Below are 15,384 nucleotides of genomic sequence, written 5' to 3' on the forward strand. Positions count from 1 at the left end.
AATAATAAAAAACAATTATGAACAAATTAAAGAAAATTTATTATTTCGTTGTAGCGTTTGCTTTGGCAACTCCAATGATGTCATGTTCTAATGATAACGATACAGTGGCAGAAGAGCAATTAACTCCTTCTCAAAGGCTGTCTTCCACACCTTGGGAAACTACGGGTGCTAAAGACAATCAGGGAAATGCTGTTGCACTAACTGATGCAAGGGTTTCGGGATTTGTAGGATTTGCTTACTTTAAAACGGATGGCAAATTTGCCATTTATGGTTTGAATGATGCAATAAGATCAATGGGAACCTGGTCTATAGACGCTTCGGGAAAGACCAGAACGATTGTGTCTAAAAGACCTGACGGAACTACAATTTTTACGCGTGATGTCGAAATTCTTGAACTGACGAAGAATGTTTTCACCTATAGAATTCATACAGATTCTTCTAATCCTGCAGTATATTTTGATATTATTCATACCAAGACAACGCATGCAGAACCTGCAAACGGACAGCTGACTTTAGCTTCTACACCTTGGGAAACTACGGGTGCAAAGGATAATCAGGGGAATAATGTTGCTTTGGATAATGCCAATGTATCCAGCTATGTAGGCTATGCTTATTTCAGAGCGAATGGAACGTATGCCATTTATGGTTTAAATAATGTGTTAAGAAATAAAGGCGACTGGTCTATTTCTCCAGACGGAAAAACAAGAACTATTGTGGCTAAAAATGATGATGGATCTGTAATTTTTACAAGAGACGTTCAGATTTTAGAATTGAACAACGGTAAATTCACGTACAGAATTATCCCAAATTCATCTAATCCGAATGTATATTACGATATCATTCATACTCTGGTAACTCACAACGAACCTTTATAGGTTGTTTTTTTGGTAATATGGGAAATCCTACTCAATTTGAGTAGGATTTTATTTTTTTATACGTCAATTAAATTTTGAAAAATTGTATTGAGAAATGTTTGAATTAAAAAAAATTAAGATTGGTTTTCTGCTTTTGCTTCAGCTTCAATTTTTTCTTCATATAATTTAGCTTTACTCCATTTGGCGTGTTTAGAAGGAATAATTTTAAAGCCTCTTTTATAGGCATAAACCTTTGTAAATTCAGCTCCGAAAAATACGAGCATACAGGAATAATTAATCCACATCATAATAAGAATTACGGTTCCTGCTGTTCCAAACGCTGAGGTTGGATTGGCTTTGCTGAAATAAAGACTTAATAAAAATTTACCTAAAGTAAATAAAACGGCTGTAAGAAAAGCGCCTCTCCAAACGGGTTTCCAGCTAATTTGTACATCGGGAAGTACTTTGAACATCATGGCAAAAAGTAGCATGATAAACCCGAATCCAACTCCGAAGTTCACTAATTCCACCAACATATAGGTTTCAAAGCCAAAATATTTAGTGATAATATTATTGAAAACGCTGATTAATGATGATAAAACCATGGTAATCATTAATAAAAATCCTAAAATTAGAATCATACCTAATGAATTGGCTCTGTCTAAAAGAAATTTTACCAACGCTTTTTTAGGAGCAGATTCTACATCCCAAAGGCTGTTTAGGGATTGCTGAAGTTGAAAGAATAGGGTAGTGGAACCAAAAACTAATGATCCTACACCTACTGCTTTCATGATAAAATTTTTCTTATCAATTAAAGCTCCGGCGATCATATTTTCTACACTTTTGGAGGCTTCAGTTCCCATGAATTCGCTGATTTGTGAGCTAATTTGTCCACGAATCGCTTCTTCTCCGAAAAAATATCCTGCCACCCAAATGATAATAATTAACAATCCCGGAATGGAAAAAATAGCGTAATACGCCAAACTTGCAGAGTCTTTAGACGCAGATGAGCTGTTCCATTCAGAAAAAGTTTCTTTTAAAGCTTCCCAGAAAAATTTTATGTTTTGTACCATATTAGAAAGGATATCCGATTGCTATATTCAAAATAAGATTATCTTTTCTCCAGCTAGAATCTCCAAAATTGATTCTGTCGAAAGTCCATCTGTCCCCTTTTTCATAATAAGGAACTCGTAAAGGCATTGCTAGATCTAATCTTAAAATTAATATAGAGAAATCAAGTCTTAGACCAAATCCGGCTCCGACAGCTACTTCGTTTAAAAAATCTTTTGAAAATTTAGCTCCCGGTCTAAAAGGATCATCGTGTAATAACCATATATTTCCTGCATCTACAAAGGCAGCAACGTTTAAGAATTTATATAAATTGGCACGATATTCTGCATTCAATTCCAGCTTAATATCTCCTGACTGATCTAATAATGTCCCCACAGGAATGGTTCTTGGATCAAAGCTTCCGGGACCTAGTGTTCTCGCGCGGAAAGCACGGATACTGTTACTACCCCCTGAAAAGAATTGTTTGGAAAAAGGTATAAATTCTGAATTTCCATATGGATAAGCAATCCCACCTATAAATCTTGTTGCAAAAGAACTTTTTTCCGCCAACTTATGATAGAATCTAAAGTCGTTTTCAATTTTAGCATATTGACTAAATGGAATACCAAAAATTTCCTTTTGTTTATCTTTTTTTGCATTAGCACCTGTTACCAGCCCTGTGATATTTCCTGCCAAATCTACTGTTCCCTTATAATAAATGGTATTGGTTTTTGGAAGCATGGTATTTGTATAAGTATAGGTATACGTAGGCCCAAAAATCAACTGTTTTTCTACAATTCTTTTTAACGCAGGAGTTGTTGCAATAGAATCGTATAATTTGGTCACATTTGCAGGAGAAACCAATGTGATATCTATCACTTTTAGCTCATGTTCTTTTCTTGCATTCTCCTTCCAGTTATATCCAAAAGAACCGGTGAAGTTATTAAGCGTATAATATTCTCTTCGGTTCTGAAATTCATATCCAAGGCTAATATTGGTTCTCGGAACAAAAGCACTGGATGAATTGAAACGGAAAGGCGCCACAATTCTAGGAATCGAAAGTTGAACATTAGTTCCGGCACGGAAGAGATTTTTAGAATTGTCACCACCTCCCATCTGAACATCAAAAGCACCATATACTGAAGCTTTAAATTGTTCTGCTCCTTTAAAGAAGTTTCTGTGTGTCCAGTTTAAGTTGAGCTCACTCCCTGCATAATTTGCGGAGTTTGTTCTTCCTAAAGCTTCCAATCTGAGTGATTGAATTTGCCTTGGTGTTAATAAATAATAGGCATCAAATTTATGATTAAGAGAATCTGAAACTACAAACTCATTTTTAACAAATTTGAAAACGCCTAAACTGATTAAACGGTTTAATGAAAGGTTATGATTGGAACGGTTATATAAATCTCCTTTTTTAAAGTATAACGCTCGGTCGAAAATCTTCGGTTTAAATTTATGCTGAGGATCTATGACATAAATATTATCATAAGCGTATTTCGGAAGAGAATCTGTGGGCATGGGAACCTGATATTTTCCGTCTTTTACATCCTGAATATTATAACTTGGAAAAACCACAACTTTATCAATACTAAATTGCTCTGTCGCCAATTTCGGAGTATCATCTTTTAGTTTAACATTCAGCTCGACTTTATGATTTTTACTCACCGTACTGTCTGCCTGAACAATAATATTGTCTCCACTGAAATAATAAAAACCTCTTTCTTTTAATCCGTTATCAATACGTTCTCTCTCGCTTTTTATAACATCTAAATCAAAAGGGTTTCCTTGTTTTAATAATGTTTTATCGGTTGTCGCCTGAATTTCTTTATTAACAAGCGTTGAATCTTGTTGAAATTTAACATTCCTAATTAAATATCTTGCACCAGGTTTTAATGTATAAATTACCTGAGCTTTTTTATTTTTAGAAACGGTGTCGTACGTTGCTTTTGCATTGAAATATCCTTTGTTTTCAGAATAATTTTCAATAATATCTTTATTGAATTCACGATCTACATCTCCTAATAAAACAGGTTTTTCCCCCATTTTATATTTTAACCAATAATTAAAGCCCTTGTCTTTTTTAGGCTCTTTCGCAATATTATAAAAATAGAGTTTAGGTCTTAATCCTAAAATGGTTGAGTTGGGTTTTGGAACTAAATTAGCTTCTAATGCAGCCTGAAGTTCATTCTTTTCTTTCTTCGAAATGGTATCATTTTCGATTTTCACTTCTCCGCCTGTGTAAAGCATTTGACCTTCCTTCAGGTATTTTACATTGCTACACGAAAGACTGACTGCGGCAAATCCCGAAGCGAACAAATATTTATAATAGATATTAAGTTTACTTTTCATTATTTAAATTCTACCACTTGTTTTTTTTTATTTTGTTTTTTGGTTCTGTCTTTTTTTGTTTTTTGGAAAATCTCACGGAATTTATCGTAATCCAACGTGATGATAAAACCAAGACCCGTTTCTATGATTTGCCCCTGAAGAGCCACCTGATATTCATCTTTACGATAAGCACGAAGCATATATCTTCCATCTTTGGAAAGGCTGTAATCTACTTTTACGTCTCCTGCGATATTGGTTGTGTTTTCATTCTGACGGGCGTCTCCTTCCAAAGCAAAATTACTTCCTACAGAAACTTTCAAACGGTCATTTAATAATTTTTTACTCAAACCTACATTTAAGTCCGTTCTTGTATTTTTTTCTCCAGTGGAATAATCTTCAGACGAGTCAAGACCTAAATCGATATCAACTCCTTTTATTAATCCTGAAGCTAGATTATTTAATTGCTGAGAAAGAAGTTTACTCACACTTTGTCTTGCCATAGCTTCTGCCGACATTCCTGCGCTGGATTCAAATGGATTTTCTCCTATAAATCTACCCAATAACAATAACGCAAAAACCTGTTTATTCATTTCCGATTCTTGAGTTCTCAATTGAGCCAGTTTTGCGTCAACTGTATTTACAACATCGGCAGATACCGCATTATTTTTATCATCAGTGGTAATATCAAAACTAATTTCAGGCTTTAACAATTCGCCTTTCATCTTCAGTAAAGTATTGAAAGCTATTCTTTGTTTATACTGATTCAGTGTCGTCGCTGCTTCACCGCTAAGTTGTTGCTCCACTAAGTCTATCGGTGCAGCCTCGGTTTTGTAAACGGCAGTGATATCCATTGTAGCAGCAGTCGGTTCACCAGTCCAGGTAATTGTACTTCCTTTCTGAATGTCAAACTTACGTTTCAGCAAACTTACCGACATTTCATAAGAACCTTTTTCTACTTCATAAACACCAACTAAAGTGGTTTTTCCTGATGGATCAACACCGCCTGTTAATTCTGCTTCTCCTTGAAGTTTTACAAAATCTCCGTTGGCTTTATCAATAATAATCGACATTTTAGCTTCTTTGCTGACTTCGATATTCACACTCACATCCATTCCTTTAATGCGGCTTTGAGCTTTTAACGAATCTGCTTTTACCGTTTTATTTAAAACAACCTGATCCTGATCGATAAATTCTACAATCCCGTCTCTTTCCTGTAAAGATGGGCTCGATTGTGGCAATACAAAACTGAAATCTGTATTATCTGCAACGGCTAATCTTCCGTCTACTTTTGGTAAGTCAAGATCTCCACGAATATGCAAAGCGGCATCAATCGCTAAAATTCCGTACATCATCGCATCGTTAGATTTTTCAGAATTTACCACTTTGAAATCTTTCGCATTTAAATCAAGATTGAATGCAAAATCTCTATAAGTCTGCGTTAAAACCTGACCGTTAATTTTCAGAGAATTTCCGTCTTTATCGTTAATTTTGAAGTTATCAAACTCAATTCCACGGTTGGTAAAGTCGATTTCATCATTCAGTTTTCTGAAATCACTTCCTGTTTTGGCAATTTCCAATCCAACATCATTGAATTTTACTTTACCTAAAATATTCGGTTTGTCAGCATTTCCTGTAATTTTCAGATTACCAGAAATATAACCTTCCGTGTTGGTAATGGCGTTCATAGAGAAACCTTGTACACTCTTCATCTGAAGCTTGTTGATCGCCATATCCAAATCAAACGTGCTGGAAGATGTGTTGTAATCTCCCAAAAGTTTCACGTCATTATTATTTCCAGAAAGTACCACATCTGCATTGATGATATTGGCCGAAGTGTTGTTTACTTTGGCAACCACATTTCCTACAGGATTTCCATAGACAATTAAATCAGAGATATTTAAATCTGAAGTAAATGTCATGTTTTTGGTTAAATCTCTCAGCTGAGCCGTTCCATTGATGGTTCCTCTTGCTAAAACCGTATCTTTTTTAATTAATTCTGTAATCGTTTCAATTTTAAAATCTTTCAACGAAACATTTAAAGGAGAATTCGGGGTTTGCGTTTCAGATTGCAAAGCAATTTCACTTCCGCCATTCGAAAGTCTGAAATTATCTGCCAAAATTCCTTTGCTGCTGATCTGTATTTTATTGCCTTCACCTACCGTCCAGTCAGTATAATTTAATTTTAAACCATTCGGATTCAATGAAATTTCTGTAATATCGTTCATCGATTTAGCATTACCTGCGATCAGGAACTGCGTTACATCTTTTTCATCTTTTGTCGTTACGTTATAGTTGATGGTATTATCTGCGACATCTCCATTAATGCTGACTTTATTTAAAGCCAGACTTGAACTTTTCAGTGCGGCAACATTCAGTGTATACTGTAAAGCCTGATTTTCGTTGGTGATTTTTAATGAAGCATTTTCAATTGTATTTTCACCATATAGCAATTGCGGAATTTGTCCGTCAACTTCAATTTTTTGTGAATCGGCATCGTAATTTCCGGTGATATTTATGGTTTCAAAACTTTTCAGATCCGGAACAAATTTTCTGATAATATCATCATTTTTAATTTTAGCATTGAAGGTAAAAAACTGTCCTGCTGTAATTTTCTCTGTTTTTCCAGGCTTTTGAAACTGATAATATTGATTGATCGTATTAGATAATGCTCCAAATATCTGAGTTAATTTATATTTTCCTTCCAGTTCTACATCTGCAACCTGAGAATTGAAAACAATTTTCGTGGAATCATTAGTAGAAGAAGCTTTTAAATTCAGTTCCTGAACCGGATATACTTCTTTGGTATCAGAAAAAGCAAAATCTTTTAAGTTTAAATAACCGTTTAAATTATCAGGATCAATGCTTGTAAAATCACCATCAATTTTACCTGCAATAATCATTGGTTTTTCATAGAAACCTAATTTGTTTACATCAAGTTTTATAACTTCCCCATTTACTTTAATCGTAGGATTTTTTTCGTCATAAACGCCCGAAGCTGTTAATTTTAAATTAGCATTCGGATCTTCAGAATCTAGCAAAATGTTATAAGCACCACGATTTATTTTTCCGGTAAGATTCATGTTTTGATAGCGGTAACCTTTGTAAACAGCCGATGCCACGTGACCTTTAAGATCTGCTTTAGCATTTTTGAAATCAAAACTTTCACCTTTCGCATAAATTTGAGCCGAGATAGGTCCGATATCCTTATTCTGAATAATTTTCCCAACCTGTATGGCCTGAAGATTTGCTTTTACATCATACAATTCGTGATTTTTTCTGCGCATATCAACTTTTGCAATCAGCGAAGCATTTCCAAGAGTAGAGTAGAGGTTCAAATTGGTATCGACAACTTTCGTAGTCCCTTTTGCCGTTCCTTTAATACTGAAATTCGACGGTAAAGAAATATTTGACGGAATTGTATTTTTCGGAACTAAATTGAAGATCGTTTTTGCCGATGATGAAAATTCTGCAATTCTCAAATCGTAATACAAATTATCAGGATTCATTGCATTTTTGATGCGTCCAGAAGCGGCAACTCGTAATTGATCCAATCCTGAAACTTTCAGATTATTGATCAAAAGATCATTCACGCTTCCTTTTACATTAGCGTTTACACTAAGGATAGCATTCGGATATTTATTAAATGGAACGGTACTTTTCAAAGTAGGAACCAAATTCAAAATGTCAGCGAAACCTATTTTGGAATCTTTAATATTAGCTGAAATTTTTACAGCACCTAAATTAGACGTTAATTGATCGATAGATTCATAATTTAAAATCACCTCATCACGAATCAACGTTTTTGGCGTTTGCAGGTAAAGATCTTTCAAATAAGCCTCTTTTTCTGCATACACAAAATCTGTGTTGAATTTTTGAATATCAAGACCTCGAGCTTCCTGAATTTCTGCGGAATTTACCGTTCCAGCGAACGTATTGTTGTCCATTTTGAAACTACGAACCTCAACATTCATTTTAGAAAAATTCATGTGATTAAAATCCATACCTTGTTTTGTAGGAGCAATGGCGGTATTGTTGTAGGCTACTTTTACATCATTCAGAACCAGTTTTCCTAAAAGAAGCTGCATGGCTTTTTCTTTATCGGAAGCTTTTGAAACTTCAGGCTCTTTTTTGTCTTTAGGATTGGCATCCTGAGCCGGAAGATAAAGATTCGCATTAACATCTGCCCCGGAAAGTACTACATTACCAATATTGTAAGCATTGTTTTCCAGATCAAGTTTATTGACTTTCGTGCTTAGTTCTTTAAATAAAACTTTAGCAAAAGTTTTGGTATTATCATCACCGTAATCGATATCGAAATTGGTCAGTTTTATTCCTCTTAAACCAATCTGCATAGGCTTTTGATTATTAAGAGAATCTACTTTTTTCTCAACTTTCTTAGAAACTTCTTTTACAAGATCCTTTTTCAGTTTTAGCTTTAATCCGTCAAGATTAATATCATTTACAGCGTATTTGTTATTGGTAAGATCGAATGTTTTTACCCTCGTATCGAAAGATTTAAAGTAAAGTTTAATATCATTTTTAGACTGTTGATCGTTGAAAGTAACGCCAATATCTTTTAAATTTATTTTATCTAAAGAAATAATGAATGGTTTCGACGGACTTTCCTCTTTATCACTCGTAGCAAAAGCATTGATGATATAATCGAAATTGAATTTTCCGTCTGGTTTTCTTACTACATTGGCTCTCGTTCCCTCAAGATCTACCGAAGTAATATCTGCTGTGGAATTGAGAAGTTTAAGCATATTCAAGCCAACATCCAGTTTTTTTACCGCCAAAAGGGTATCAACATCCTGCCCCTTTAAATACAAATTTTCCATAACAAGACTGTTTGGAAACCCAATGTAAACCCTTTCTAAGCTTACTTTTGTTTTTATTTTCTTTTCGAGATAGACGACCAGTTTGTCTTTTATGAAGTTCTGAACTACCGGAAGTCGCAAACTGAAGATAAGCAGGGTAAGAAAAACCAATATAGAAATAATGGTAATTAGTGTTCGCTTAAGGAATTTTTTAGTATTAAATTTTCGTTTCAAATGTGGATGGGTTTAAAACAAAGATAATAAATCATTTGAGAAAAATATGTTAATTATAATTGTTGTGGTACCCTTTTGTTATGCAAAAATCCTGCCTCGGCTGCCTATTATGGAATTTAGTTTAGTTAGTCGTCAAGTGAATTAGTTGATATAAACAACCAAGGCGCGGATTTGTAGTTTTAAAAAAAAGCCCCCTTTTGTGTTGATTTTCTGTTGTATGAAAAGGTTTAGCAAAAATGAAAATTCAAAATGTTAGTGTTAAAAGGGGGCTTGGCATGGTTTATATGTTAGGTAATAAATTTTTTTATTTTTTAATTATTTCCGTTTTCCCACGTTACTTTTTCGCCTTGTGGAGCAGCGCCGCCCTGAGCTTGGGTAATCGGAGCAGTTTCCTGGTTGATATGATAAACATAAGCGGCAATTTTTTCGGCATCTCTTCCTGTAATAGTTCCTTCTTTAATGAATGGTCGCATGGTTGGATTATTCGGCGAACCGTTTTCCAGCATCCAGAATACATTTTTGAAAAGGCTTTTTTCTTTGATATTAATCCAATGTGTATCTGTAAGGTTTGGCCCGATTCCTCCTTTGCCACCGTCTCCGTGGCAGGTTACGCAATTGGTTTTAAATAATTCCTGACCTTCCGCAATGTTGTCTGCGCTGTATTTTGCGGATTCAAGATTGATCTGAGGTGCTGTTTTTTCATAATCTTCAATCGAAGCCAGCATTTTCTTTGTTTCTACCGTTAATTCTGCTTCGGGATGGGCGTAATCTGTGAAGGCAAACGCCGTAAGATAGACTACGCAGAAAATACATCCGAAGTAAAATAAACCAATCCACCATTTTGGAAGGGAGTTGTCAAGCTCTGTAATTCCATCAAATCCATGATCGATCAGAATATCTTTTTCCTCTGTCGCCGACTGTTTTTTGAAAGCAGAATTCCAAAGTTTCAGATAATAAGGCGTATTTTTTTCTTCTAAAAATTTCGCTTTTTCTTCATCTGATAATTTTTTGAAACTTTCGTTTTCAACCAGATCTCCAATGGAGTTCATGATGAATAAAAGAATAATCGTTATCAGAATCAATCCCCAGAAAAAGGGTGATGAAAAGTAGGCGGTATCCTGTGCAAACATTTCGAAGGCAAGAATGGTTAAACCTATCGTTACAGCGATGTAGACTGATATTGGGGTTCTCGTTTTCATTGTATTCAATTTTAATTAACAGCGCTTGCAGTCTGAATCTGAGTGGTTTTAATATCTGTTCCCAGCCTTTGCAGATAGGCGATCATGGCTATAATTTCTCTTTGCTCCAACGGAACGTAAGATGCTCCTTTTGCTGCTCTGTCTTTTTCTACCTGATCTTTTACATCTGAAGCTTCGGAATAAATTCTTTTCACAATGGCTTTCGACTGATTATCTGCCCATGCATTAGCGGAATCAATTTCTGCTTTGGAATACGGAACATCAAAATAGTTTTTCATCAATTTCATTTTGTTGACCATCTGTGTTCTGTCTAGTTTATTGGTAATCAGCCAAGGGAAACGTGGCATAATAGATCCTGCAGAAGTAATTCTAGGGTTATACATGTGCTTGAAGTGCCATGAATCCGGGTTTCTTCCTCCTTCTCGGTGCAAATCGGGTCCGGTTCTTTTAGATCCCCATAAAAATGGTCTGTCGTAAATAAATTCTCCTGCTTTAGAATATTGCCCGTTTTTACCTTCAAATCTTACAATTTCATCACGAAACGGACGGATCATCTGGGAGTGACATGAGTTACAGCCTTCTCTGATGTATAAATCTCTTCCTTCCAATTCTAAAGGTGAATAGGGTTTTACTGCCGTAATGGTCGGAACACTTTGTTTTAAAGTTAATGTCGGAATAATCTCCACAATACCTCCGATAGCAATAGTAACGAACGCTAATATGGCTAATAATTTCGGTGTTCTTTCCAGCCAAAGGTGAACGCCTTCGCCTTCTTTTCTTGCTGTTCCGATGTTTGCCAATGCCGGAGCTTCTGCCGGAACATCTTTTTGGAATGAACCCTGTCTGATGGTTTTAAAGACATTCACCACCATTAAGATGGCTCCCAAAAGATAAAATATACCTCCTAAAAATCTCATTTTAAAGTATGGGATGATAGCAGTTACAGTATCCAGCCAGTTTTTCCATAATAAAGTTCCGTCTGGGTTGAATTGTTTCCACATTAATCCTTGAGTGAAACCTGAAATATACATAGGTACGGCATAAAACATAATTCCTAAAGTTCCCAGCCAGAAATGCCAGTTGGCTAATTTTTTAGACCAAAGTTCGGTTCTCCACATCACCGGAATCAAATAATACACCACTCCGAATGCCATGAAACCATTCCAGCCAAGGGCTCCCAAGTGTACGTGACCGATTACCCAGTCGGTATAGTGCCCGATTTTATTTAAAGATTTTGTCGCTAAAAGTGGTCCTTCGAAAGTTGCCATTCCGTAACAAGTCACAGCGACTACGAAGAATTTTAAGATAGGATTTTCTCTTACTTTATCCCAGGCACCTCTTAGTGTTAAAAGTCCGTTTAGCATTCCTCCCCAAGATGGTGCGATCAGCATGATAGAAAAACCTGTTCCCACAGCCTGAGCCCAAGCCGGAAGCGCCGTATATTGTAAGTGGTGCGGACCAGCCCAAAGGTAAACGAAGATCAATGACCAAAAGTGAATAATGGATAATTTATAGGAAAATACAGGTCTGTTGGCTGCTTTTGGTAAAAAATAATACATCAAACCAAGAACTGGAGTTGTTAATACAAACGCTACTGCATTGTGACCGTACCACCATTGTACCAAGGCGTCTTTCGCACCTGCATAAACCGAATAAGATTTCCAACTTGTAAATGATAATGGAACTTCAAGGTTGTTAAAAATATGAAGCATTGCTACAGCCAGCCACGTTCCGATGTAGAACCAAATGGCAACATAAAGATGTCTTACTCTTCTTTTAGCAATTGTTCCGAACATATTGATCCCGAAAATAACCCACGAAACGGTAATTAAAATATCAATCGGCCATTCATGTTCTGCATATTCTTTTGAGGTGTTGATTCCCATTAAGAACGTAATCACTACAGAAATAATCATAATTTGCCATGTCCAGAAATGAATCCACGAAAGGGTATCGCTGTACATTCTCGTTTTCAGCAATCGCTGCATGCTGTAATACGCGCCACAGAAAAAGGAATTACAGACAAACGCAAAAATCACCGCACTCGTATGCAACATTCTGATCCTTCCGAAACCTAAGGCTCCTTGTGTATTAATCAGTCCCTGAATGTTTCCGGATGCTAAACTCTTAATTGTCGTATCATCCGTTCCGAATAAAAATTCAGGAAGTTCAGGATAAAAAAGCATCAGTGCAGCGGTAAGACCGAGTAAAAAACCGATCAAACCAAATGCGATTGTAGCATAGAGGAATGCTCTGACAATAGTATTGTCATAATTAAATTGTTGCGTCTCCATAATTCCAATTGTATTGTACTGAAGAAATATTTTCCTTTAAAACAGAAGTTTTTGAATAATTTTTAAACTTAAATTTTAATTAAAAATAAATATCATGTAGCGTAATAATGTTTTGCCAAAGGTATTCACTAACTTTGTGTAAGTCTAATAGATATACTTCTAAAATATACCGAAAACTACTAAAATAAACACAATGAAAATATGCAGTCAAAATATTAGGAAAATCAGAAGAAATAAGGATTTTACCCAAGAATATATGGCTTTTGAGATGGGAATTTCGCAAAAAGCATATTCTGATATCGAAAACTCAAAAGTGAAAATCAACCTTGAAATTTTAACTAAAATTTCAAATATTCTGGAAATTAAACCTTCAGAAATTTGCAGCATCTCACACAAATGCGGTGTGAATGATTTTGAGGAAAAATATAATGATTTGCTGAACTATATGAAACAGAATAATATTTCGATTCCGGATCAGTTTGCTTAAAAATATATTGTTGTTTTCACTGTTGTTTGTTGTTTCCTTTTCATTATCCACTTTCAATTAGCTTGCAGAGGGAAAGTTTTTATATATTTAGGGGCAATATTTTAATCTATGAGCAACGAGAAGAAAGAGAACGAAAATGATTCTCTGGTTAGGGGTCTCACCAACCGACACATTCAGTTAATTGCCCTTGGTGGAGCTATCGGTACAGGGCTTTTCTTAGGAATTGGTCCTGCAGCAGTTTTGGCTGGTCCGTCTGTAATTTTAGGCTATGCGCTTGCCGGTATTATTGCCTTTTTTATCATGCGTCAGCTTGGTGAGATGGTAGTTCAGGAGCCGGTTTCGGGGAGTTTTAGTTATTTTGCCTATAAATATTGGGGCAATTTTCCGGGGTTTGCATCGGGTTGGAACTATTGGATTCTTTATATTCTCGTAAGTATGGCGGAGCTCACTGCCATTGGTCACTATATTCACTTTTGGTGGCCGGAAATTCCGCTCTGGGTTTCCAGTTTATTCTTTTTTATTGTAATTAATGCGCTTAATCTTGCTTCGGTGAAAGTATATGGCGAAACCGAATTTTGGTTTTCTATTATCAAGGTTGTGGCAATTATTGCAATGATCGTTTTCGGAATTTATTTATTGATAAGCGGAACGGGAGGTGAAAAAGCAAGTATTTCCAATTTATGGAATGATGGCGGATTTTTCCCAAAAGGTTTGTTCAATAAAGGAGAAGGCGGATATTCGGGATTATTTTCTGCAATGGCCATGATTATGTTCTCATTCGGTGGTTTAGAATTGATTGGAATTACCGCAGCAGAAGCCAAAAATCCTGAAAAAACGATTCCAAAAGCAACCAATCAGGTCATCTACAGAATTTTGATTTTCTATGTGGGAGCATTGGTAATTTTGTTTTCATTGAGCCCTTGGAGAGAAATTACAGAAGGAACAAGCCCGTTTGTAATGGTTTTCCAAAATCTGAACGGATTTCAGTTTACCATGTTTGGAAAAGTGATTCAGTTCAATGTTTTGATCGCGAACATTCTTAATTTAATAGTATTAACAGCGGCTTTATCGGTGTATAACAGCAGTGTTTACAGTAACAGCAGAATGCTTTTCGGATTGGCACAACAGGGAAATGCTCCGAAATTTTTAACGAAATTAAATAAAAGCAGCGTTCCTACGAATGCAATTATTATTTCATCTTGCTTTGCAGGAATTTGTATCATCATTAATAAATTAGTTCCCGAAAAAGCCTTCGAATATTTAATGGCTTTGGTGGTTTCTACGCTAATTATCAATTGGTTGATGATTTGTTATACACATTTGAAATTTAAAAAAGCTAATATTAAAGCAGGAACAGATCTGAAGTTTCCATCAATATTTTATCCTGTTTCTAATTATATCTGTATTGCCTTTTTGGTATTGATTTTAATATTAATGAGTATTACAGGCATGGAAATTCAGGTAATTTTAATTCCGGTATGGTTAGGGTTTTTATTTGTGATGTTTAAGCTTTATAAAAAGAATTAAATTTAACATACAATAGAATGAAAGGGTAGAGGTAATCTACTCTTTTTTATTTTCATAATATTCAAATAATATAACAATAAAAAGCATCCTTTTGCAGGATGCTTACACTAAAACACAATATGAAAACTGATAACTACATCAGTCTATTTTTTTCAGGCTTTTGATTTCTGTTTTTGTAATGATTACTTTCTTTAGATAATATTAGCAATTTTGTCGATATAAAAATGGAAAGATCGAACTTAGTTGATGTATTTGATATTTTATTCTAAACTTTATGATCTTTTGTGTTTAAATATTCTTTATCAGCTTTTAAATGCTGAATATTAGTAATGTGAACTACCTTTGTTTTTGAGGTAATTGTGGATAGATGAATAGAATTTTGCGCTAATTACTTTATTTGTTGAATTGAAAACACAAAAAAACCACCCTTAAAAAGGATGGTTTTTGTAGACTCACAGGGATTCGAACCCCAGATGACTGAACCAAAATCAGTAGTGTTACCGCTACACCATGAGTCTCTGTTTGTTTTAGTGGTGCAAATTTACAGCTTTTTTAATTATTTGCAAGAACTTTTTAAACTTTTTTTTACATTTA

Annotated in this window: 8 protein-coding genes and 1 tRNA gene; 3 read left to right on the forward strand and 6 right to left on the reverse strand. The window is 35.1% G+C overall.

Going from position 1 to position 15,384, the window contains the following annotated elements; all coding sequences use genetic code 11:
• The first annotated feature begins 17 nt into the window (after positions 1–17).
• A complete protein-coding gene (locus ABEG63_RS01440) occupies positions 18–875 on the forward strand; it encodes a DUF4822 domain-containing protein (RefSeq protein ID WP_346582416.1) in 858 nt (285 codons plus the stop codon).
• 113 nt (positions 876–988) lie between these two features.
• Here the strand turns inward: ABEG63_RS01440 and ABEG63_RS01445 are convergent, their stop codons facing one another.
• From ABEG63_RS01445 to ccoN, 5 genes are all read right to left on the reverse strand, one after another.
• Entirely contained in the window at positions 989–1,927 is a 939-nt protein-coding gene (locus ABEG63_RS01445; protein WP_312397605.1) for a YihY/virulence factor BrkB family protein, read from the reverse strand.
• A gap of 1 nt (position 1,928) precedes the next feature.
• Positions 1,929–4,253 (reverse strand): BamA/TamA family outer membrane protein, encoded by a 2,325-nt coding sequence (locus ABEG63_RS01450; RefSeq protein ID WP_346582419.1) that lies wholly within the window; start codon positions 4,251–4,253, stop codon positions 1,929–1,931.
• A complete protein-coding gene (locus ABEG63_RS01455; protein WP_346582421.1) occupies positions 4,253–9,283 on the reverse strand; it encodes a translocation/assembly module TamB domain-containing protein in 5,031 nt (1,676 codons plus the stop codon). The genes ABEG63_RS01450 and ABEG63_RS01455 overlap by 1 nt, the downstream gene beginning before the upstream one ends.
• Before the next feature lie 311 nt (positions 9,284–9,594).
• Positions 9,595–10,482 (reverse strand): cbb3-type cytochrome c oxidase N-terminal domain-containing protein, encoded by an 888-nt coding sequence (locus ABEG63_RS01460; RefSeq protein WP_346582423.1) that lies wholly within the window; start codon positions 10,480–10,482, stop codon positions 9,595–9,597.
• An 11-nt stretch (positions 10,483–10,493) separates the two neighbouring features.
• Positions 10,494–12,776, reverse strand: coding sequence for a cytochrome-c oxidase, cbb3-type subunit I (gene ccoN, locus ABEG63_RS01465; RefSeq protein ID WP_346582425.1), 2,283 nt, complete (start codon positions 12,774–12,776; stop codon positions 10,494–10,496).
• 193 nt (positions 12,777–12,969) lie between these two features.
• Between ccoN and ABEG63_RS01470 the strand changes: the two genes are divergently transcribed.
• Together ABEG63_RS01470 and ABEG63_RS01475 are read left to right on the forward strand one after the other, a co-directional pair.
• Positions 12,970–13,263: a helix-turn-helix transcriptional regulator gene (locus ABEG63_RS01470; protein WP_267402060.1), complete on the forward strand. Its 294-nt coding sequence runs from the start codon at positions 12,970–12,972 to the stop codon at positions 13,261–13,263.
• A 108-nt stretch (positions 13,264–13,371) separates the two neighbouring features.
• Entirely contained in the window at positions 13,372–14,790 is a 1,419-nt protein-coding gene (locus ABEG63_RS01475) for an amino acid permease (protein WP_346582427.1), read from the forward strand.
• Positions 14,791–15,237: 447 nt separating this feature from the next.
• Here the strand turns inward: ABEG63_RS01475 and ABEG63_RS01480 are convergent.
• Positions 15,238–15,308: transfer RNA gene (locus tag ABEG63_RS01480), tRNA-Gln, on the reverse strand.
• Between the last annotated feature and the right edge of the window lie 76 nt (positions 15,309–15,384).

It is taken from the genome of Chryseobacterium sp. C39-AII1, assembly GCF_039672645.1.
Lineage (GTDB): Bacteria > Bacteroidota > Bacteroidia > Flavobacteriales > Weeksellaceae > Chryseobacterium.